Below are 20,633 nucleotides of genomic sequence, written 5' to 3'. Positions count from 1 at the left end.
ACGGGCTGGTGGGGTTGGTGCGCTTGTACGCCAATTTGCTTGCCCAGCACAACATCCGGGTCAACTCGATTCACCCCTCCGGCGTGGACACCCCGATGATCAACAACGAGTTCACCCGCAAGTGGCTCGCCGACCTGGTCGCCGAGACCGGTTCTGCGCCCGGCATGGGCAACGCGCTGCCGGTCCAGATTCTGCAGCCCGACGACATCGCCGACGCCGTGGCGTGGTTGGTATCCGACCAGGCCCGCTACATCACCGGCGTCACCCTGCCGGTCGATGCGGGCTGTGTGAACAGGCGGTAGCCGATGGCCCGAAATCCCGCCGCCCAGACCGCCTTCGGACCGATGGTGCTGGCCGCTGTCGAACAGAACGAACCGCCCGACAAGCGACTGGTGGACGACGACCTTGCCGACCTGTTCCTGCCTGCCCCGCTGCGCTGGCTGGTCAGCGCGACCCGGGTCGCGGCTGTCCGGCGCACGCTGGTCCGGGCGTCCGAGTGGACGGGACGCGGGCTGTGGGCCAATCTGGCCTGCCGTAAGCGCTTCATCGGCGACAAGCTCAAGGAAGCGCTCGACAGCGTCGACGCGGTCGTCATTCTCGGGGCCGGCCTGGACACCCGCCCGTACCTGTTGACGCGGCAGGTCCGAATCCCCGTCTTCGAAGTCGACCTGCCGGTCAACATCGCCCGAAAGGCCAAGACGGTCCGGCGGGTGCTCGGCGGCCCGCCGTTGTCGGTCCGGCTGGTGGCGCTGGACTTGGCGCGCGACGACCTGCTCACCTCGCTGGCCGAGCACGGCTACCTCGCCGACTACCGCGTTTTTTTCATCTGCGAAGGCGTGACCCAGTACCTGACCGAGGCAACTGTGCGGCGGACCTTGGAGGGGCTACGGGCGGCGGCGTCGGGCAGCCGGCTGGTGTTCACCTATGTTCGCCGCGACTTCATCGATGGGACCAACCGGTACGGCACCCGCACCCTGTATCGTTCGGTGCGCGGACGAAAGCAACTGTGGCACTTCGGGTTACAGCCCGACGAAGTCGCAGAGTTTCTCGGCGAGTACGGCTGGCGCCTGGTGGAGCAGGCCGGGCCCGACGAGCTGGTACAGCGCTACGTCGAGCCCACCGGCCGCACGCTCAAGGCGTCCGACCTGGAATGGTCGGCCTACGCGGAGAAGATCTAGTTTGATGGTGGCGACCCGCCGCGCCCGGCTCCGCCGCGCTTGCGATCACCACTAGACCTCGATGACCGTCGGCACGATCATCGGCTGGCGGCGGTAGGTTTCGCCGACCCACTTGCCGACGGTGCGACGCACCCCCTGGGCGATCCGAACCGGATCGGTGACCTTGGCGGCCACCAGCGATTCCAGCTCCGCTTCCACCTTGCGCACAGCCGGTTCCAGCGCCTTGGGATCTTCGGAGAATCCGCGTGCGTGTAGATGCGGTGCGGCGACCGGGCGGCCGGTGCCCCGCTCGACCACCACGGTCACCGCCACGAAGCCCGACGACAGGATGAGCCGCTCGCCCAGGGTGATATCGCCGACGTCACCCGTGATCAGCCCGTCGACGAACATCTTGCCGACCGGCACGGCGCCGGAAACCGAAGCGCTTCCCGCGACCAGATCCACGCTGACGCCGTTCTCCGCCAACAGAATTGACTCCGGTGACACCCCGGTGCTCGCCGCCAGCTTGGCATTGGCGCGCAACATCCGCCAGGTCCCGTGCACCGGCATGACGTGGCGCGGCCGCACCCCGTTGTACAGGAACAGCAGCTCTCCGGCATAGGCGTGACCCGAAACGTGCACCCGCGCTTGCGCGTTGGTGACCACCCGGGCCCCGATCTTGGACAGCGAATCGATGACCCCGTACACGGCCTCCTCGTTGCCGGGGATCAGCGACGACGACAGCACGACGAGGTCTCCTGCGGTCAGTGTGATGCTGCGATGTTCGCCGCGTGACATCCTCGACAACGCCGACATCGGCTCGCCCTGGGTGCCGGTGGTGATCAGCACCACCTGCTCGGGTGCCATCATCTCGGCGGCGGCAATGTCGATCAGGTCCGAATCGTCCACCCGCAGGAAACCCAGGTCCCGCGCAATGCCCATGTTGCGCACCATCGATCGGCCGACGAACGAGACCCGACGGCCCAATGCCACAGCGGCATCGATGATTTGCTGCACCCGGTCAACGTTGGAGGCGAAGCACGCCACGATGACGCGCCCGTCGGCGCCCCGGATCAGCCGGTGCAGCGTCGGGCCCACTTCGCTTTCCGACGGCCCGACGCCGGGGTGCTCGGAGTTGGTCGAATCGCACAGGAACAAATCCACACCGGCGTCGCCGAGTCGGGACATGCCGGGCAGGTCGGTCGGCCGGCCGTCGAGTGGCAGCTGGTCTAGCTTGATGTCGCCGGTGTGCAGGACGGTTCCCGCACCGGTGTAGACGGCGATGGCCAGCGCGTCCGGAATGGAGTGGTTGACGGCGAAGTACTCGCACTCGAACACGCCGTGGCGACTGCTCTGCCCCTCGGCGACCTCGGTGAAAACCGGCTTGATGCGGTGCTCGCGGCACTTCGCGGCGACCAGCGCCAAAGTAAACTTCGAGCCGACGATCGGGATATCGGGCCGCAGCTTGAGCAGGAACGGGATCGCTCCGATGTGGTCTTCGTGCGCATGAGTCAGCACCAGCGCCTCGATGTCGTCGAGGCGGTCCTCGATGTGGCGCAGATCGGGCAGAATCAGGTCGACGCCGGGCTCGTCGTGGGTGGGGAACATCACCCCGCAGTCGATGATCAGCAGCCGGCCCAGGTGTTCGAAAACCGTCATGTTGCGGCCGATTTCACTGATGCCGCCCAGCGCGGTGACTCGCAACCCGCCCGCGGCCAGAGGACCTGGTGGCGCCAGGTCTACGTCCACGTCTGGACCACCGTTTGGCTCACCGCCGGCTCACCTGAGCACCGAAGCCGCACGCATGTCGGCAGCCAGCGCGTCGATCTGTTCCGGTGTCGCGGCCACCTGCGGCAGCCGCGGGTCGCCGACCTCGATGCCCTGCAGCCGCAGGCCCGCCTTGGACAACGTCACCCCGCCCAGCCGGCTCATCGCGTTGCACAGCGGCGCGAGGGCGACATTGATCTTGCGTGCGGTAGCGATATCACCGGAACCGAAGGCGGACAACAATTCCCGCAACTGGCCCGCCGCGAGGTGAGAAATCACACTGATAAAACCGATAGCACCCATCGCCAGCCACGGCAGATTCAACGCGTCGTCGCCGGAGTAGTACACCAGCCCGGTTTCGGCGATGATCTCGCCGCCGCTGTGCAGGTCGGCCTTGGCGTCTTTGATGCCGACAATGTTGGGGTGTGCCGCCAGCGCACGAATGGTTTCCGGCTCGATCGGCACCACTGATCGCGGCGGGATGTCGTAGAGCAGCACCGGCAGATCGGTGGCGTCGGCGACGGCGGTGAAATGTGCCGACAGTCCGTCCTGCGGCGGCTTCGAGTAGTACGGCGTCACCACCAGCAGCCCGTGCGCGCCTTCGGCCGCGCAGGCCTTGGCCAGCCGGACGCTGTGTGCGGTGTCGTAGGTGCCCGCGCCGGCGATGACGCGGGCCCGGTCGCCGACCGCTTCCAGCACGGTCCGCAGCAGCAGGAGTTTCTCGTCGTCGCTGGTCGTCGGCGACTCGCCAGTGGTTCCGGAAACCACCAGGCCGTCGCACCCCGCGTTCACCAGGTGATTCGCCAGCCGCGCCGCTGTCGCGGTGTCGACGGACCCGTCGGCGCCGAACGGTGTCACCATCGCGGTGAGCAGCGTTCCCAGGCGGGCCGGGGCGTCGAATCCGACGGTCGTCACGATTCCCAAGGTTACCTGGCGACAGCAAGCTCGTTTTCGGCAGCGCGAGCGTGCGCGTTTGTACGGCGACACGCCGCCGGGACCGTACATCTGCGCACGCTCGCGGCTCAGGCCTCCGTCGCAAACGGGCTGGTGGCGACCTGCGTGCCGTCCGCCAGGGTGGACACCTCGAAGTCGGCGAACACCGCGGGCGCGACGTCGACGAGCTGGCGCAGGCACTCGATGGCCAGTCGACGGATTTCCACGTCGGCGTGCTCGCTGGCCCGCATGGCGATGAAATGCCGCCATGCCCGGTAGTTGCCGGTCACGACGATGCGGGTTTCGGTGGCGTTGGGCAGCACGGCGCGTGCGGCCTGGCGGGCCTGCTTGCGCCGCAGGATGGCGTTGGGCTGGTCAGCGAACTTGGCTTCCAGCCTGGCCAGCAATTCGGTATAGGTGGCGCGGCTGGCGTCGGCGGCGTCGGTCAGGATCTGCCGCAGCTCCGCGTCTTCCTCCATTCCCGGCGGCACCACCACCTGTGAGTCCTTTTCCGGGACGTAGCGCTGCGACAACTGCGAGTAGGAGAAATGCCGGTGCCGAATCAGTTCATGGGTGCACGATCGCGAGATGCCGGTGATGTAGAACGACACGCTCGCGTGCTCGAGTACCGAAAAGTGTCCGACGTCGATGATGTGCCCGATGTAGCCGGCGTTGGTCGCGGTCCGCGGGTTGGGCTTCGACCAGCTCTGATAGCAGGCCCGGCCGGCGAACTCGACCAGCGCGGAGCCGCCGTCGGCGTCGGTGGTCCAAGGGACGTCCGGCGGCGCCAGGAACTCCGTCTTGGCGATCAGTTGCACGCGTAGCGGCGCGGTCTCGGCCACGGCGCTCAGACTAACCGGGTCTCGACGCTCGAGCCTGCGCTGGTGGCATCGAGCCTGCGTACAGGGCTACTGTCGGGCCCTTGCCGGTGCCCTCAGCGCAGGCTCGACCGCTAGACCGGGACCGAGCCCGACATCAGCAGCGGCAGCAACATGTCACGGAAGGCGGCCAACCGGATCGACTCGGCCCGTCGCGCATGACACAACGCGCCCAGCCCGGTGAGTGACTGCGATGCCGCGCTGGGCAGACGCCGTACGTCTGGCACGCGAACGTCCAACAGATCTCCCGGCCGGATGCGCTGACGGCTGCCCGACGTCCCGGCGACCTTCTGTTGCAGCGGTTGCGAGACGGAGGGCTGTCCCAGAGCGGCCCACAGCGCCGATGTGTCGACATCGATCGGCCGCAGCACGACGAACTCCGTACTCGCCAAAGCCATTTCCGGCGGAAGGTGCACCACGTTCCAGACTCGTGGCGTCCTGGGATTCAGCGTCGCGAACAGCACACACGGCCCGGGCAGCAGAAGCTTGCCACTCTTGACGGAGTTGCCGGCGACAAGCTCGGGATTCGCGCCGTCATCGAACGCCGAAAAGCTGAAGTGGGCTACGGTGCCATCGAATTCATCTGGTTCGAGGAACCTGTTCGACCGTGTCGCCAGGCTGGATAGCGGCACGCGATCGGAGACCGACTCGGCGGTGGCGACCATCAATGCCTGCGCCGTGTTGATCACACGTCGGTTGGCAGCAATCTTGTCGTCCAGCGAGCCGAGTAGCTCGGCGATACCCCGGCGCTGCCGCGCGGGCACGACCCGAACCTCGATGTCGCGCAGAATTCTCTTGTTCAGCAGTGGCTGTCCAGATCCGGTCCGATGCTCGTTAATCCCGCAGGTCTGCAAGGCGTAATACCAATAGCGGGTCTCGTCGGGGTCCTTGGCCCGGCACACCAACCCATGTCGGTGACCCAGACATCGGAGTCGCAGTAATGCACGCTGCCGCAATACGATCCGACGCGACCGAGCACGATGAGCGGGCCACTGGCATTGTGCCGCGCCGCATAGCCGATCGGCCCGTTGGAGCCGTAGACCGGAAAACGCCCGGTCGGCCGTCGATCGGGCGGCGCGGCGCCGGTGCTGAAGTCGAGGTGCTCACCCAGCCTGACCTGCGTCACGCCCGCTCCACCTGCTCGCGCACCGCCTCGTCCAATAGCGCGGATTCGTCGAGGGCCGCCAGCAGTTCCTTTTTCAGCCGGGCGATCTTCTCGGCCACGGGCTCGCCGTCATAAGCAGCCGCCGGAGCCCCCACATAGCGTCCCGGCGTCAGCGCGTAACCTGCAGCCCTGATCTCGTCCAGCGTCACCGATCTACAGAATCCTGGAATATCCTGGTAAGCAATATCTTTCGCGGAACCACACCAGGCATGGTAGGTGTCGCCGATCCGGGCCACCTCGTCCTGCGTCAGCACACGCTCTGTCCGGTCCACCAAACGCCCGAGGCCACGGGCGTCGATGAACAGCACCTGACCCGACCGCTTTCCAGCGGCCTTGTCCATGGCAAAGAACCACAGGCACACCGGAATTCCGGTACTGCGGAACAGCTGGCCGGGCAGTGCCACCATGCACGACACCAAATCGGCCTCGACGATCCTCGCCCGAATGTCGCCTTCCCCACCCGTGTTCGATGACATCGAGCCGTTGGCCATCACCACGCCGGCCGTACCGCCCGGCGTTAGCTTGGACAGAATGTGCTGAATCCAGGCGAAGTTCGCGTTGCCGACGGGCGGAACGCCGAAGCGCCAGCGCGGATCTTGCTCGTCGCGGGCCCAATCCTTGATGTTGAACGGCGGATTGGCCAACACGAAGTCCATCTGGACGCCGGCGTGCCGGTCGTCGACGAAGATGTCGCCGCGGGCCAGACCCGTGTTGTCGATGCCGTGGATGGCGAGGTTCATCTTCGCCATTCGCCACGTTTCCTCGACGCTCTCCTGCCCGAAGATCGATACGTCCCGCGGATCTCCGTCGCGCTGGGCGATGAATTGCTCGGTCTGGACGAACATCCCGCCCGAACCGCAGCACGGGTCGTACACACGCCCACTCGCCGGTTCCAGCACCTCGACGATCACCCGAACCACGCTGGGCGGGGTGAAGAACTCGCCGCCGCGGCGTCCTTCCGCGCGAGCGAAATTGCCGAGGAAGTACTCGTAAACCTCCCCCAGCAGGTCACGCGCGTGGTGCCGGCCCGGTCGGCTCAACCGCGCAGTATCCAGCAGTGCGATCAACTCGCCGAGGCGGCGCTGGTCGACGTTTTCGTATAACCGCGGCAGCATCCCCGCCAGCGCGGTGTTGGCCGTCATCACCGTCTGCATCGCGTCGTCGGCCAGCTGGCCGATGTTCGGAGCTTTCGCGTTGTCCGCCAGAAACTTCCAGTGTGCGTCCGATACATATTTCAAGAACACCAACCCGAGGATGACGTCCTTGTACTGGCTGGCCGGAAGGGAGCCGCGCAGCTTGTCCGCGGCCTTCCAGAGCGTGCCTTTGAGCTCTTTCATCAACCGGCCCGCTTGATGGCCGTGCGCAACTCCCCCACCAAATCGCCCCGACTGGACAGGCTGACCCCGCCCAGCCCCAACCACGACGCCATCGACTCCAACTCCCCGATGAGCGCCGCCGCGACTCGGGCCCGCGGTACGTCCGGCTCCCCGAACGCACCCACCACGCTCAGCGTGTCCGCGGCGCGGTCGGCCTTGAGGTCCACCCGTCCGACCAGCTGTCCATCCAGCAGGAACGGCCATACGTAGTACCCGTACTTGCGCTGACTCGCAGGCGTGTAGATCTCGATGCGATACGTGAAGTTGAACAACCGCTCCACCCGCGGTCGGAAGAAGATCAGCGGGTCGAATGGACATAGGAGTGCGGTGCCGCGGTCCAGCCGGGGCACGCTGCGGCCGGCCCGCAGATACGCGGGCGCCGACCAGCCGTCGACGTTCACCGACTCGACCTCGCCCGCAGCCACCAACTCGGCGATGGCCGGCTTGACCTGCTGGGCCGACAGCCGGAAGTAATCGCGGATGTCGGCCTCGGTGGCCACACCCAGCGAGGTGGCGGCACGCAGGGTGAGCTCGCGGATCGCTTCGTCGTCGTCGACGCGACGGGCCAGCACTTCCGGCGGCAGCACACGCTCAGCCAGGTCGTAATGCCGGGCGAAACCGACCCGGGTGGCTGTCGTCAGCACGCCACTGGCGAACAGCGCCTCGGCCACCCACTTGGTGTCGCTGCGCCCCCACCAGGGACCTTTTGCACCGCGCGGTTCGGCCTCCAGATGTGCCTCGATCTGACCGGCAGTGCTCGGGCCGAGTTCGGTGACAGCGGCGACGATCTCGTCGGCCAGCTTCAGATTGGCCTTGACGATATGTGAGCCCCAACGGCCGTGCCGATACTGCCGCATCCTCCAGCGCAGCAACGGCCAGTCGTCGACGGCCATCAGCGCGGCCTCGTGGGCCCAGTACTCTGCCAGCAGCCTCGCCGAACGCGGACCCCAAGCGGCCCGGTCCAGCACGTCGCGGTCATACGACCCGAGTCGGCTGAAGGCCGGCGCGTAGTGGGCACGCACCGCCACGGACACCGAATCCAATTGCAGCACTTGGATGCGCGCGATCAGCCGCTTCAGATGCGCACGGGTGATCGGGCCGCCGGGCCGCGGCTCGCTAAATCCTTGGGCCGCAACTGCTATCCGCCGGGCCTGCCCGCCGGTCAGCCTGCGGTTTGGGATCGACACGGCGCCGAGAATACCGGTGCCTTCGGCTTCGACAGCTGCGAGACTGGCGCCGGCTCAACCCGCGGCGACTTTCTCGTCCAACGGCGCCACCTCGCTCGTCTGCGGGCTCGCCTCCGCTGGATTCTTTTGTTCTTGGTATGCCGATTCCAGTGTGGCCGGAACCCCTTCCAGGTCGCGGTACACGCCCATCAGCTGCTCCAGGATCTTGATTCGTTGCCGGCTTGCCTCGTCGACCGCCTGCCGAGCCTGCTCGCGATAGCGATCAGTCTCCCGCCGAACGTCCTGCCACGCCTGATCGATCGCCCGCTCAGTGTCAGCGCGCATGTCGGCCAGTTCGGCCTCGAGGTTGCTTTTGGTTTGCGAATACTCGGCTTGCAGGGCTTTTAGCCGAGCGGCCATGTCGTCCAACTGCTCTTCGTGCTTTCGCTGTGCGGCTTCCGCTTCGGCCTCGGCCGCCGCGATCACCGCTTCTGCCTCGGCCCGCGCCTCGGCCTGCATCTCGGCAACCTCGTCGACCGCGCGCCGCAGCATCTGAGCCATCCGCTGTTGCACCGCGTGGGGCGACGGGGAGGTGTCCGTAAGCACGGCGACCTCTTTCCGCAGCGCATCTACTTGATCGCCGGATTCCTTCAGCCGGGCCCTCAGGCTCTCGACGTCGTCACGCAGCAAGTGCTGCTTGGTTGCCAACATCTCGATGTAGGCATCGACCGCAGCCGGATCGTAACCCCTGAACATGCGAGTGAACGTCTTTGCGGGTTCGGTTATCACCGACAAATCCCCCTTCTGGAAAAAAACCCTTCGGGAAAAGAGTCCCTTCTGGAAAAGAGTCAGAGACCCCCGACCCTTGTCGAGTATGGTCAGGATTCGCCGTTGGCGCCACGCGAGCGCTCAGGGCCGACGGTAGCTGTGAAATCGATAGCGCAGCCCCGAGCGACTGACCTGCCATTCGTCCGTCTCCCCCAGCCACGTCTCGTCGAGCACCGGCGCCAGCGCGTCGTCGTCGTCGCGCGGCAGGTCGATGTCGACCTCGGTGACCTCGCACCGACTGGCCTGCGGCAGCGCCAGCACATAGATCTGTCCGCCGCCGATCACCCAGGTCTCGGAATTGGAAATGGCCTGTTCAAGTGCGTCGACCACCTCGGCCCCGTCCGGGATGAAGTCATGCTGGCGGCTCAGTACGACATTTCTGCGGCCGGGCAGCGGCCTGTTTCTGGCCGGCAAAGAATCCCAGGTCCGGCGGCCCATCACCACGGTGTGGCCCAAGGTGACCTGTTTGAAGCGGACCAGATCCTCGGGTACCCGCCATGGAATGTCGCCGCCGCGACCGATGACACCGGACGTCGACTGCGCCCAGATCAGGCCGACCGTCATACAGCGACGGCGGCTTTGATCGCCGGATGCGGGTCGTAGTTCTTGACGATCACATCATCGTAGGTGTAGTCGAAGATCGACTCTCTGTGGGCCAGAACAAGTTCCGGATACGGACGCGGATCGCGACTGAGCTGGATCCGCACCTGTTCGACGTGGTTGTCGTAGATGTGGCAATCGCCACCGGTCCAGATGAACTCGCCGACATCGAGGCTCGCCTGCGCGGCCATCATGTGGGTCAGCAGGGCATAGCTGGCGATGTTGAACGGCACCCCGAGGAACAGGTCGGCGCTGCGCTGGTAGAGCTGACAGCTCAACCGCCCATCGGCGACGTAGAACTGGAAGAACGCGTGACACGGCGGCAGCGCCATCTGCGCGATTTCACCGACGTTCCAGGCAGACACGATGATGCGCCGGGAGTTCGGGTCGGTTCGCAGCAAATGCAGCGCAGCGCTGATCTGGTCGATGTGCTCACCCGACGGTGTCGGCCAGGATCGCCACTGCACACCATAGATGGGCCCGAGATCGCCTGTGCTGCTTGCCCACTCGTCCCAGATGGTGACTCCGTGTTCGTGCAGCCAGCCGACGTTGGAGTCGCCGCGCAAGAACCACAGCAACTCGTAGACCACCGATTTGAAGTGCACCTTCTTAGTGGTGAGCAGTGGGAAGCCCGATGACAGCTCGTAACGCAGCTGTTGGCCGAACAGGCTGCGGGTCCCGGTGCCGGTGCGGTCGGCTTTGGCGGTGCCCTGCTCGAGCACGAGGCGCAGCAGATCCTCGTACGGGGTCGCGATCGGCACGCGGCCAGCTTAGCGTCGATCGCAAGCGCGGCGTAGCCGGGCGCGGCGGGTCGACGCCGAAAAATTGCGCGTCGATCGCAAGCGCGGCGTAGCCGGGCGCGGCGGGTCGACGCCGAAAAATTGCGCGTCGATCGCAAGCGCGGCGTAGCCGGGGGCGGCGGGTCGACGCCGAAAAATCCCTCGTCGATCGCAGGGAGTAGAACGGAGGCCATGCCGAAAATCACCGACAACTTCAGCACTCCCGACGGCAGCTGCCCCGTCCACCTGTTCACTCCCGAAGGGTCCGGTCCCTGGCCCGGTGTGGTCATGTATCCCGACGCCGGCGGGGTGCGCGACACGTTCTACGAGATGGCGGCCAAGCTGGCCGGGTTCGGCTACGCCGTGCTGCTTCCCGACTTTTACTACCGCCACGGCGACTGGGCCCCGATCGACATGTCGACCGCGTTCGGTGATCCGGCCGAGCGCAAGCGGCTGATGTCGATGATCGGCAGCATCACGCCGGACATGATGGCCAGCGATGCGGGCGCGTTTTTCGACTACCTGGCCGCCCGTCCCGAGGTGTCCGGCGAGCGGTACGGCGTATGCGGTTACTGCATGGGTGGACGTACCTCGGTGGTAGTGGCCGGGCGGCAGCCGGACCGAGTCGCCGCCGCGGCCTCGTTTCATGGCGGCGGCCTGGTGACCGACTCTGCGGACAGCCCGCACCTGCTGGCCGACCGGATGAGCGCCACGGTCTATGTGGGCGGCGCCAAGAACGACGCATCGTTCACCGCGGATCACGCCGAGCAGCTCGACAAGGCGCTGACCGCAGCCGGTGTGCAGCACACCATCGAGTGGTACCAGGCCGCCCACGGGTTCGCGGTTCCAGACAATGCGCCGTATGACGAGTCGGCCAACGAACGGCACTGGGCCGCGATGGTCGAGACCTTCCGCGGGACGCTCGGCTAGCTGCGCGAAAAGACGCAAAAGCACCCATTTCATGCCGAAATAGGGTGCTTTTGCGTCTGCTCGCCCTAGGTTAAGTCGACCAACTCGGCGAGCCGGGTGCGGTGACGGTAGGCGGTACCAAACGCCAGCTGGTCGCTCTTGGCCCGCTTGAGATACAGGTGCGCCGGATACTCCCAGGTCATCCCGATGCCGCCGTGCAGCTGCACGCATTCCTCGGCGGCGTGTACCGCGACGCCGCTGCAGTAAGCCTGCGCGAGGGCTGTGGCGACAGCCGCGTCCGAATCGCCCGTAGCGGAGGTGTCGGCGGCGTAGCGCGCCGCCGCGCCGGCCGAATTGAGCTCTACCCACAGGTCGGCCAGCCGGTGTTTGATCGCCTGGTACGAACCGATTGCCCGGCCGAACTGCTTGCGCCCCTTCACGTAGGCCAGGGTGGTGTCGAAACACCACTGCGCCACCCCGAGTTGCTCCGACGCCAGCAGAGCCGCACCGGTCTGCAGCGCTTCGGCCACCGCCGAGTCCGCCGGGCCACCGCCGGCCCGCGACGATCTCGCACCCGAAAAGCGCACATCCGCAAGCGGTCTCGTCATATCCAGCGCCAGCACCGCCGACACCTCCACCCCGGCCGCGTCGCGCGCAACGGTATGCAGCTCGAGTCCGTCGGCGCCCGCGACCGGCACCACCAGCACGTCGGCCTCGGCGGCACCGGCGACGTTACTGACCGTTCCGGTGAGGCCGTCTGGGCCAGCGCTGATTCCCTCGACCGGATCGCCCGGCGCGGTGGAAAACGGCACCACCAGCGCCGCGGTCACCGTGCCCTGGGCCAGCTCCGGCACGGTTTCGGTGTCGCCGGCACCCAGCAGGGCGACCGTCGCGAGCACCGCACTGGACAAGTACGGCACCGGCGCGACGGCCCGGCCGATCTCCTCCATGACGACCGCGGCCTCGCGCGCGCTCGCCCCGGCACCGCCAAGCGACTCGGGTACCAGCAGCCCCGCGACGCCCAACTCGGCGGCCAGCGTCCGCCACACGCTGGAGAAATCTGGCGGCGGCGCAGCTTCTACGTCATAGGCCCGCACCACCGCCTCCGGTGGGCACCGGTCGGCGAAGAGGTGACGGACGCTGTCGCGCAACGCCTCTTCGGTGTCCGAATACAGCAGATTGCTCAACGAGCTCACCTCTCCAGGTCTTTGAAGGCGACGGTTTTGTCGACGCGATGTTCGCCGGGCAACCCGAGAATGCGTTCGGAGATGGTGTTCCGCAGAACCTCCGAGGTGCCGCCCTCGATCGAGTTACCGCGTGCCCGCAGGTAGCGATAACCGGGCCCGCGGCCGGTCATGTCGACCGTTTCGGGCCTGCGCATGGTCCAGTCGTCGTAACGCAGCCCGGAATCGGCGTGCAGCTCGATCTCGAAACCCGAGATCGCTTGCGCGAGACGGGCAAACGCCACCTTCATGCCGGCCCCCTCGGGTCCGGGCTGGCCGGCGGCGGCCCGCTGGCGGAGCTGCTCGCTGCTGAGACGGAACACCTCTGCTTCCACCCACAGCCGCATCAGCTCGTCGTGCATCGCAGGGTTACGCAGCGCGGGCTCGTTTCGCCATGCTGCGGCGACCTTGCCGATATTGCCGCCTTCGCGCGGAACACCGGGGCGAGCACCGATCGCGATGCGCTCGTTGTTCAACGTGGTGGTCGCGACCCGCCAGCCGCCACCCTCTGGGCCCAGACGGTTGGCGTCGGGCACCCGGATGTCGGTGAGGAAGACCTCGTTGAACTCCGCCTCGCCGGTGATCTGTCGCAGCGGACGGATGTCGACGCCGGGCTGTGTCAGATCGACCAGGAAGTATGTCAGGCCAGCATGTTTGGGTACGGTCGGGTCGGTACGTGCGACGAGAATCGCCATTTGCGCGTGCTGCGCCTGCGACGTCCACACTTTCTGCCCGTTGACAATCCAGTCATCACCGTCGCGGACGGCGCGGGTGGCAACGGCGGCCAAGTCAGATCCAGCGCCCGGCTCACTGAATAACTGGCAGTAGATCTGCTCACCAGTGAACAACGGGCGCAAGAACTTTCGCTTCTGCTCATCGGTCCCGAACGCCGCGATCGTGGGTGCTGCCATGCCCATACCGATGTAGTTCTTGAGGGTTCCGCCCACCGGCGCACGCGCGGCGGCCAGCTCGCGTTCGACCTGCTCCTGATAGGCGTGCGGCAGGCCGAGACCGCCGTTACCGGGCGGGAAGTACACCCAGGCCAGGCCCGCATCGAAGCGTGCGCCGAGGAATTCCCGCGGATCGGTGCCGGCCGGGTCGTGTTCCTTGAGGAGCGACCGCACCCGCTCATTCAGGTCGGCCGCAATGGCGTCTGCGGTGCTCATTGCGCGCCTCCCGGTTGCATCTGGAAACCCTGCGCGGGGCCCAGCAGCAGACCTCCGTCGATCACCATCGTCTCCCCGGTGATCCAGCCGGCCGCATCCGAAACCAGGAACGCGACCGCTTGCGCCACATCCACCGGCTCACCGATGCGTCCAAGCGCTATGGACGAGGCCAGCGGGTCCTCATGGTCCTTCCACAGCGCCTCGGCGAGGCGGGTGCGAACCACGCCCGGACAGATCGCATTGACCCTGATCCGCGGCGAGAGCTCCAGCGCCAGCTGCTTGGTGACATGGATCAGCGCTGCCTTGGTGGCGTTGTACATGCCCATGGCCGGCGATTGGTGCATGCCACCGATCGAGGCGGTGTTGACCACAGCGCCGCCGTGCTCACCCATCCATGCCTTGACCACCAGCGAGGTCCACAGCAGCGGCGCCCACAGGTTAACGTCGAAAATCTTGCTGAAGCGCGCGTGGTCCTGTTCGATCAGCGGACCGTATGCCGGGTTCGTCCCGGCGTTGTTGACCAGGATGTCGACGCCGCCGAAGCGCTCGAGGGTGAGGTCCACACAGCGTCGCGCCGCATCCTCGTCGACCGCGTGGGCGCCGACACCCAGCGCCCCCTGTCCCACTTGCGCGGCGGCGGCATCGGCGGCCTCCTGCTTGCGGGCGGTGAGCACGACATTGGCGCCGGCGGCCGCCAGCTGTTGGGAGATAGCCAGCCCGATTCCGCGCGAAGCACCGGTGATGATCGCGGTGCGGCCAGTCAGGTCTAGTGAGGTCATTCGGTATGCCTTCGGTCGAGGTGGCGCTCTAGCTGTTCTAGCTGAGGGTTATCAGGCGGCAGCACCCAGTTGTTATCGAAATGTTTTGTACCGGTGTGCACGTGGTATGCGAAAAGCATGTTAGCGAAATTGAACCTCATGAAACCACTGGTAGTGGCGGGGGCTGTCGCTGCAGCTATTGCGGCGGCGCCAGTAGCCTCCGCCGACGTTTTTGCGGCTGGACCAGCGATGACGTCCCCTGCGCCCACGCACGTAGTCTTCAAGGACGACCCGGGCGGGGGCGGCTGCGACGCCAACGGCAACTGCGGCTCCGGCGGCCAGAACGGCGGCCCCGGCGGCGGTCCGGGTGGCGGTGGCTGCGTACCGGGCGTCGGCTGCGGCTCCGGCGGGCAGAATGCCGGCCCAGGCGGCGTCCCGGGCGGCACCGGTTGTCTGCCGGGCGTCGGCTGCGGCGGCGGTCACGCCTAATCAGCCCCTGACCCGCGAACTCCCGGCAGCCTGGTAATCCAGGCCCGGGAGTCTGCCGGGTCGATGACGTCGTCGAGTTCGAAGGTGGTGGCCGACCGCAGCGCCTTGCCGTGCTGATAGGCCGCCGCCACCAGACGCTCGAACAGACTTTGGCGCTCGACGGGGTCTGTCGCGGCGGCCAGCTCTTTGCTGAACCCCAGGCGCACAGCGCCTTCCAGGCCCATCCCGCCGATCTCACCGGTCGGCCAGGCGACGGTGAACTGCGGCGCGTGGAACGATCCACCGGCCATGGCCATGGCACCTAGCCCATAGCCCTTGCGCAGGATGATCATTCCGAGCGGCACAGTCAGCCTCGCGCCGAGGATGAACATGCGTCCGAACCGGCGCACAGCGGCTTCCTTCTCGGCGTCCGGCCCGACCATGAACCCCGGGGTGTCGCAAAGCGAGATCACCGGCAGCTGAAACGACTCGCACAGGGCCAAGAAATCGCCGGTCTTGTCCGCCGCTTCGGCATCGATCGCGCCGCCGAGATGGTGACTGCTGTTGGCTATCAGGCCATATGGCACCCCTTCGACGCGCACCAGCGCGGTGACGATGCCAACGCCATAGTCCGGACGCAGCTCCAGGACGGAGCCGACGTCAACGATCGACTCGATGGCTCGGTGCACGTCGTAGGCGCGTAACCGGTTCTCCGGCACCACATGCCGGGCCAGTCGCGGGTCCGGCGCCGCCCAATCGTCCACGCTGCCTTGGAAGTAGGACAGATACTGCTTGGCCAGCGACACGGCATGCGCTTCATCACGGGCGACCAGACTTACCACGCCGTTGTGCCGCTGCACGTCGATCGGTCCGATCGCCTCCGGCGGGTAAACCCCGAGCCCACCGCCCTCGATCATCGCCGGCCCGCCCATCCCGATGTTGGCGTCGGGGGTCGCAATGATCACGTCGCACACCCCGGCCAAAGCGGCGTTGCCGGCGAAACACCGTCCGGACACGACCGAGACCAGCGGCACCTGACCGCTGAGGGCGGCCAGCACCCGAAAGGTCGGCACATCCAGTCCGGCCATGCCGCCCACGTCGGTGTCGCCCGGCCGGCCCCCGCCACCTTCGGCGAACAGCACCACCGGCAGTCGCTTCCGGGCCGCCAGGTCGAAAACGCGATCGGTCTTGGCGTGGTTGCGCATGCCCTGGGTGCCGGCCAGCACGGTGTAGTCGTAGGACACCACCACCGCCTCGGCCGCGGCCTGTCCGAAACGGTCCGCACTGATGGTTGCCAGGCCGGCCACCAGGCCGTCGGCCGGGGTGTTGGCGATCAGGTCCTCTTCGGAGCGGCGGCTGCGCTGCGCGGCGATGGCGAGCGCGCCGTACTCCACGAAGCTGCCGGCATCAACCAGGTCAGCGATGTTCTCCCGCGCGGTGCGCCGACCTTGCTTGTGCCGCTTGGCGACGGCCGCCTCCCGGCCCTCGTCGAGGGTGAGCATGTGGCGCTGCCGGACCTCGTCGAGGTCGGTCCGCGGCCGATCGAGATCCAGTGCGGCAGCCGATGATCCGTCATCCGCACCGGCACTCGTGCGGGTGAACACCACCAGCGGATCGCCGGTTCCGACGACCTGTCCGGGCGCCACCAGATTCCGAACCGTGCGCAACGGGTCCGGCGCCGCCAGCACATGCTGCATCTTCATCGCTTCGAGCACAACCAATTGCGCGCCCATACCGAATTCGGCTCCCTCGGCCGGAGTTTCGACCACGGTCCCGGCCAGCTGAGCACGAAGCACCTCCTCGCCCGGATGAAGCTCGACGGCGGTGACCCGGACCTCGTGCTGACGAGACAGCGCCGCGGCCGCCATCTCCGGAAGCTTCCCGTCGAGGAACGCCGTCGTCACCTCACCCGACTGAAGCTGACTGTCGGACAGCAGCTCTCGCAGGAATGCGAGGTTCGTGCGAATGCCCTCGATGCCGAACTCGGACAGCGCGGTACGCGCCTTGCGCACCGCCGCCGGAAAATCCGAACCCCGGGTGTGGGTGATTACCTTGGCCAGCAACGAGTCGTAGCGCGGGCTGGGGGTCAAGCCAGGCCGTCCGAAGGTGTCGACGCGTATCCCCGGCCCGCTCGGCGGGGTGAACACCGTCAGCGTGCCGGACACCGGTACGACGGACCCGTCGGGGGCGAAGGTCTCCATGTTGACCCGCGTCTGAATCGCGATACCCCGTCGCACCGCCGGCTCACCGATGACTTCGCTTCCGTCAGAGGCAATTCCAGCGGGCAGCCGCAGCTGGTAGTAGGACGCCCCACCAGCGATGGCCAGCTGGACGGCCACCAGGTCGACACCGGTGACCTCCTCGGTGATGGTGTGTTCCACCTGAATTCGCGGGTTCACCTCGAGAAAGACGAACTTCGCGTCGTCTTGCTCACCGGCGACCAGGAATTCGACAGTAGCCAGCCCATGCAGGTTCACGCTGGCGCACAGCCGGGCCGCGGCCTGATGCAGGTTACGCCGCAGCATATCCGAAAGCCCTTGTGCAGGTGCAATTTCGACGAGCTTCTGATAGCGCCGCTGGATGCTGCAGTCGCGGTCGCCGAGAGCCAGCGCATGCGTCCCGGAACCGGCCGGCGCGCCCACGATCTGCACTTCGATGTGGCGCGCGGCGCCGAGATGAGCTTCGGCGAACACCGCCGAATCGCCGAAGCCGAGTTGTGCCTCCGCGGCGCACTGCCGGTAAGCAGTGTCGATTTGATCGACGCTGTCCACCTTGCGCATACCCCGACCGCCACCGCCCGCGAGCGCCTTGATCATGATCGCTCTAGTCTGGGCGGCTTGGGCGGCGAAGAACGCCCGGATGTCCTCGACGCTGCTGGGCCCTTCGGTCGCGGCCAGCACCGGCAGCCCGGCGGCAATCGCGGCGGCACGGGCCGCGGACTTGTTGCCGACCATCTCCAGCACGTCGGCGTCCGGTCCCACGAACCCGGCACCAGCGGCGGCGCAGGCCCGGGCGAATCCGGCGTTTTCGCTGAGGAACCCGTAGCCCGGGTGGATCAGCTCGGCACCGGACTCCTTCGCTGCTGCCAAGATCGCGGCCTGGTCGAGATAGTCGGGTACGTCGATCGCTTCGTCGGCCGCATGCACGTGGGGGCTGTCGGCATCGTCCTCGGCGTATACCGCGACCGTCGGGATTCCCAGTTCCGTTGCGGTACGGATGATTCGGAGCGCGATCTCCCCACGGTTGGCGGTCAGCAGGGTCATAGGCGCACCTCGGGAATCAGACGACAACCAGCTTCGGCATGACGACGGGCTTCACACCGTACCGCGGCCCAGCGTAAGCACCGGCGCCCTTGGAGGCTAACGCCATTCCCGGCGCGCCGGGCATTCCAGCGATCGGTGCAACCTCCTCGGGCACGGCCCAACCGCTGCCCTCCAGCGCCGAGGTACCGGCCGTCACAGCCGGTGCCGCGGTAGTCCAGCCCGCCGGCACCGACAGACCGCCGATCGCGGACGCCTTGCCCACAGCTGCCATCAGCGGGGCGCCGCCGATTCCGGCCGGCGCCACGGTATTTGCCAACGCTGCCGCGGCGGCCGGAGCGGCTGCGACGGCAGCCCCCGCCGCCGGCAGGGTTTTGAGGGTGTGGTCGAGGAATATCCCGGAAACGATGCCGGCCGTGGTGAACCAGGCCCCAGTGTTGATCGCGCCGTTGATGGTGTCCTCCACGAGCCCGGAGGGATCCGGCGCGGCGGCGGCAGCAGCGCTGACCGGTGAGGCAAGGCTCATGACGGCGTTGCGCGAATTGCTGACCACGTTGTTGAGGCCCACTTGCTGGACGGAACTGGACGCGGCAGCTTGGCTAACTGCGGCGGATTGCCCGGCGATGCCCGCGGGGTTGGTCGGCTGCGCCGGCGCAGTCAAGGGTTCCAGCTTTCCGGCGACCGCCGAGGCTGCCGCATAGCCATACATAGCCAGCGCGTCTTGCGCCCACATTTCGCCGTACTGCGCCTCGCAGGCTGCGATGGCCGCCGTGTTTTGCCCCAGGACATTGGTTGCTTCCAGCGCCGCCAACTGCGCTCTGTTGGCAGCGACCGCCTGGGGCGGCACCGTCATCGCGAACGCCGTCTCGAACGCGGCCGCCGACGCGGTGGCCTGCGCGCCCGCCAGCGCCGTGGCTTCCGCGGTGTAGGTGAACCAGGCCACGAACGGCTGTGCCGCGGCGGCCATCGACAGCGACGCGGGACCCATCCACTGCTCGCCAGTCAACTGGGCGACAACCGACTCGAAGGAGGATGCTGTCGTACTGAGTTCGGCGGCCAGGTTGTTCCACGCCGACGCGGCCGCCATCATCGGTGCCGCACCGGCGCCGGCGTACATGCGTGCGGAGTTGATCTCAGGGGGTAATGCTCCGAAATCCATTGTCATCTCATTTCTTTGGGGAGAAGTTCACAGTTGGTTGTTTGCGCGCGGTGGCCGCTAGTCAGACGGCCGCCGGCTTTGGCATGACGATGGGCTTGACGCCGTAGCGCGGCGCACCGAAGCCGGCACTGTTACGGCCAATGGCCGCGTACCCCGGCATACCGGGAAGCAGTGTCGCTGACGCGGCCGGTGGCGGCGCAGCGGCGGTCCAGCCCGCACTGGGTGACATGCCGGTGCCCGACACCTGAGATACCAATGTGGCCGATCCCGCCCAACTCGGCGGGGCCGACAAAGCACCGAGTCCGGTTGCCCCGCCCATGCTGGCGTATACGGCGCCGACACCGGTGACCGGCGCCGCGCCGAGACCGGCCGTCGCCGCCGACTGCATGCCCACGCTGTCGAAACCCAGCAGTGCGGCGCCGGCGGGGCCGCCCTGGTCGGCGGGCACCAGCAGACCCCCGTTTGCCAACCCGAGGAAGTTCGACGCGGCCGAGGCCGAGTTGCCGATCCCGATGTCCAGCACGTCGGCGATGGATCCCGGTGGATCCGCCGCGGCCGCGGGCGTCGCTGCGGCACCCACCGACGACAACGGCGACGCCGCCGCAGACGTATTGGCGGCCTCGGTGGCCTCGTACGTACCGGCGCTGGTCTGCAGTGTGTGGACGAAGCTGCCGTACATCGTGGTCGCTTGGCCGCTGACCTGCTGATACAGCGTGCCATACGCGTTGAATAGCGACGCCTGCAAGATGGATACCTCATCGGCGGCGGCCGGAATGACCCCCGTGGTCGGGGCCGCAGCGGCCGCGTTCTGGGCGGCGAATGCCGAGCCGATGACCCCGAGCTTGCCGGCCGCAGCGGCCAGCTCTTCAGGCTGCGCGGTTAGAAACGACATCTGGTACTCCTCTCGTGTGAAACGTGGTTTTGCCGAACACAGGTCATAGGTACCCCCGGTAGTCCGATCGAAGGACGCGCAAGCGACGAATCCGTTCACGATTTCGTAACGCAAGCGTTGGCAGTCTTAACGCCGCCGTAACGAGAGTG

18 protein-coding genes and 1 pseudogene are annotated in these 20,633 nt (G+C 67.0%); 4 read left to right on the top strand and 15 right to left on the bottom strand.

The genetic code is table 11. The features are described from left to right. Positions 1-302 (top strand): SDR family oxidoreductase (locus AC5Y21_RS16215; RefSeq protein WP_499913639.1); only part of this gene is annotated, 302 nt, incomplete at its 5' end. Positions 303-305: 3 nt separating this feature from the next. Continuing rightward, positions 306-1,178, top strand: coding sequence for an SAM-dependent methyltransferase (locus AC5Y21_RS16210; RefSeq protein WP_499913638.1), 873 nt, complete (start codon positions 306-308; stop codon positions 1,176-1,178). 51 nt (positions 1,179-1,229) lie between these two features. On the opposite strand, the gene AC5Y21_RS16205 is transcribed toward AC5Y21_RS16210, so the two are convergent. The 9 genes and pseudogenes from AC5Y21_RS16205 to AC5Y21_RS16165 all read right to left on the bottom strand — a co-directional run bounded on the left by AC5Y21_RS16205 (position 1,230) and on the right by AC5Y21_RS16165 (position 10,631). After that, the gene (locus tag AC5Y21_RS16205; protein WP_499913637.1) at positions 1,230-2,906 is read right to left on the bottom strand and encodes a ribonuclease J; all 1,677 of its coding nucleotides are present in this window, start codon (positions 2,904-2,906) and stop codon (positions 1,230-1,232) included. A gap of 30 nt (positions 2,907-2,936) precedes the next feature. Then, positions 2,937-3,839: a 4-hydroxy-tetrahydrodipicolinate synthase gene (dapA, locus tag AC5Y21_RS16200; RefSeq protein ID WP_499913636.1), complete on the bottom strand. Its 903-nt coding sequence runs from the start codon at positions 3,837-3,839 to the stop codon at positions 2,937-2,939. Positions 3,840-3,946: 107 nt separating this feature from the next. Continuing rightward, positions 3,947-4,699, bottom strand: a complete 753-nt coding sequence (gene thyX, locus AC5Y21_RS16195; protein WP_499913635.1) for an FAD-dependent thymidylate synthase — start codon at positions 4,697-4,699, stop codon at positions 3,947-3,949. A 110-nt stretch (positions 4,700-4,809) separates the two neighbouring features. Continuing rightward, a pseudogene (locus AC5Y21_RS16190) lies at positions 4,810-5,861 on the bottom strand (restriction endonuclease subunit S). Continuing rightward, entirely contained in the window at positions 5,858-7,237 is a 1,380-nt protein-coding gene (locus AC5Y21_RS16185) for a class I SAM-dependent DNA methyltransferase (RefSeq protein ID WP_499913634.1), read from the bottom strand. Before AC5Y21_RS16185 ends, AC5Y21_RS16190 begins: the two are co-directional and overlap by 4 nt. Continuing rightward, positions 7,237-8,457 carry a winged helix-turn-helix domain-containing protein gene (locus AC5Y21_RS16180; RefSeq protein ID WP_499913653.1) on the bottom strand — a complete coding sequence of 407 codons (1,221 nt, stop codon included), beginning with the start codon at positions 8,455-8,457 and terminating at the stop codon, positions 7,237-7,239. Before AC5Y21_RS16180 ends, AC5Y21_RS16185 begins: the two co-directional genes overlap by 1 nt. Before the next feature lie 60 nt (positions 8,458-8,517). After that, positions 8,518-9,231, bottom strand: a complete 714-nt coding sequence (locus tag AC5Y21_RS16175; protein ID WP_499913633.1) for a DivIVA domain-containing protein — start codon at positions 9,229-9,231, stop codon at positions 8,518-8,520. 120 nt (positions 9,232-9,351) lie between these two features. Next, positions 9,352-9,834 (bottom strand): dihydrofolate reductase, encoded by a 483-nt coding sequence (locus AC5Y21_RS16170; RefSeq protein WP_499913631.1) that lies wholly within the window; start codon positions 9,832-9,834, stop codon positions 9,352-9,354. Then, entirely contained in the window at positions 9,831-10,631 is an 801-nt protein-coding gene (locus tag AC5Y21_RS16165; RefSeq protein ID WP_499913629.1) for a thymidylate synthase, read from the bottom strand. Before AC5Y21_RS16165 ends, AC5Y21_RS16170 begins: the two co-directional genes overlap by 4 nt. A 210-nt stretch (positions 10,632-10,841) precedes the next feature. On the opposite strand from AC5Y21_RS16165, the gene AC5Y21_RS16160 reads away from it, so the two are divergent. Continuing rightward, positions 10,842-11,579 (top strand): dienelactone hydrolase family protein, encoded by a 738-nt coding sequence (locus AC5Y21_RS16160; RefSeq protein ID WP_499913627.1) that lies wholly within the window; start codon positions 10,842-10,844, stop codon positions 11,577-11,579. Positions 11,580-11,644: 65 nt separating this feature from the next. Here the strand turns inward: AC5Y21_RS16160 and AC5Y21_RS16155 are convergent, their stop codons facing one another. From AC5Y21_RS16155 to AC5Y21_RS16145, 3 genes are read right to left on the bottom strand one after another with little or no spacing between them, the layout of a single operon-like run. Next, on the bottom strand, positions 11,645-12,745 hold the full coding sequence (locus AC5Y21_RS16155) for an acyl-CoA dehydrogenase family protein (RefSeq protein ID WP_499913625.1): 1,101 nt from the start codon (positions 12,743-12,745) through the stop codon (positions 11,645-11,647). 5 nt (positions 12,746-12,750) lie between these two features. After that, positions 12,751-13,947, bottom strand: coding sequence for an acyl-CoA dehydrogenase family protein (locus AC5Y21_RS16150; RefSeq protein WP_499913623.1), 1,197 nt, complete (start codon positions 13,945-13,947; stop codon positions 12,751-12,753). Then, positions 13,944-14,726: an SDR family oxidoreductase gene (locus tag AC5Y21_RS16145; RefSeq protein ID WP_499913621.1), complete on the bottom strand. Its 783-nt coding sequence runs from the start codon at positions 14,724-14,726 to the stop codon at positions 13,944-13,946. Before AC5Y21_RS16145 ends, AC5Y21_RS16150 begins: the two co-directional genes overlap by 4 nt. 138 nt (positions 14,727-14,864) lie before the next feature. On the opposite strand from AC5Y21_RS16145, the gene AC5Y21_RS16140 reads away from it, so the two are divergent. Continuing rightward, complete coding sequence (locus AC5Y21_RS16140; protein WP_499913619.1) at positions 14,865-15,194, top strand: PE-PGRS family protein; 330 nt, start codon at positions 14,865-14,867, stop codon at positions 15,192-15,194. Here AC5Y21_RS16140 and AC5Y21_RS16135 read toward each other — a convergent pair. The 3 genes from AC5Y21_RS16135 to AC5Y21_RS16125 form a co-directional block, all read right to left on the bottom strand. Continuing rightward, positions 15,191-18,436: an acetyl-CoA carboxylase family protein gene (locus tag AC5Y21_RS16135; RefSeq protein WP_499913617.1), complete on the bottom strand. Its 3,246-nt coding sequence runs from the start codon at positions 18,434-18,436 to the stop codon at positions 15,191-15,193. The two genes, AC5Y21_RS16140 and AC5Y21_RS16135, sit on opposite strands and share 4 nt — an antisense overlap. 16 nt (positions 18,437-18,452) lie before the next feature. Then, a complete protein-coding gene (locus tag AC5Y21_RS16130; RefSeq protein WP_499913615.1) occupies positions 18,453-19,592 on the bottom strand; it encodes a PPE family protein in 1,140 nt (379 codons plus the stop codon). Positions 19,593-19,653: 61 nt separating this feature from the next. Continuing rightward, positions 19,654-20,484, bottom strand: a complete 831-nt coding sequence (locus tag AC5Y21_RS16125) for a PPE family protein, SVP subgroup (RefSeq protein WP_499913613.1) — start codon at positions 20,482-20,484, stop codon at positions 19,654-19,656. Between the last annotated feature and the right edge of the window lie 149 nt (positions 20,485-20,633).

It is taken from the genome of Mycobacterium sp. NGS41, from assembly GCF_059812725.1.
The sequence above is the reverse complement of the archived record's forward strand: the minus strand, read 5'-3'. Positions and strand labels throughout refer to the sequence as shown.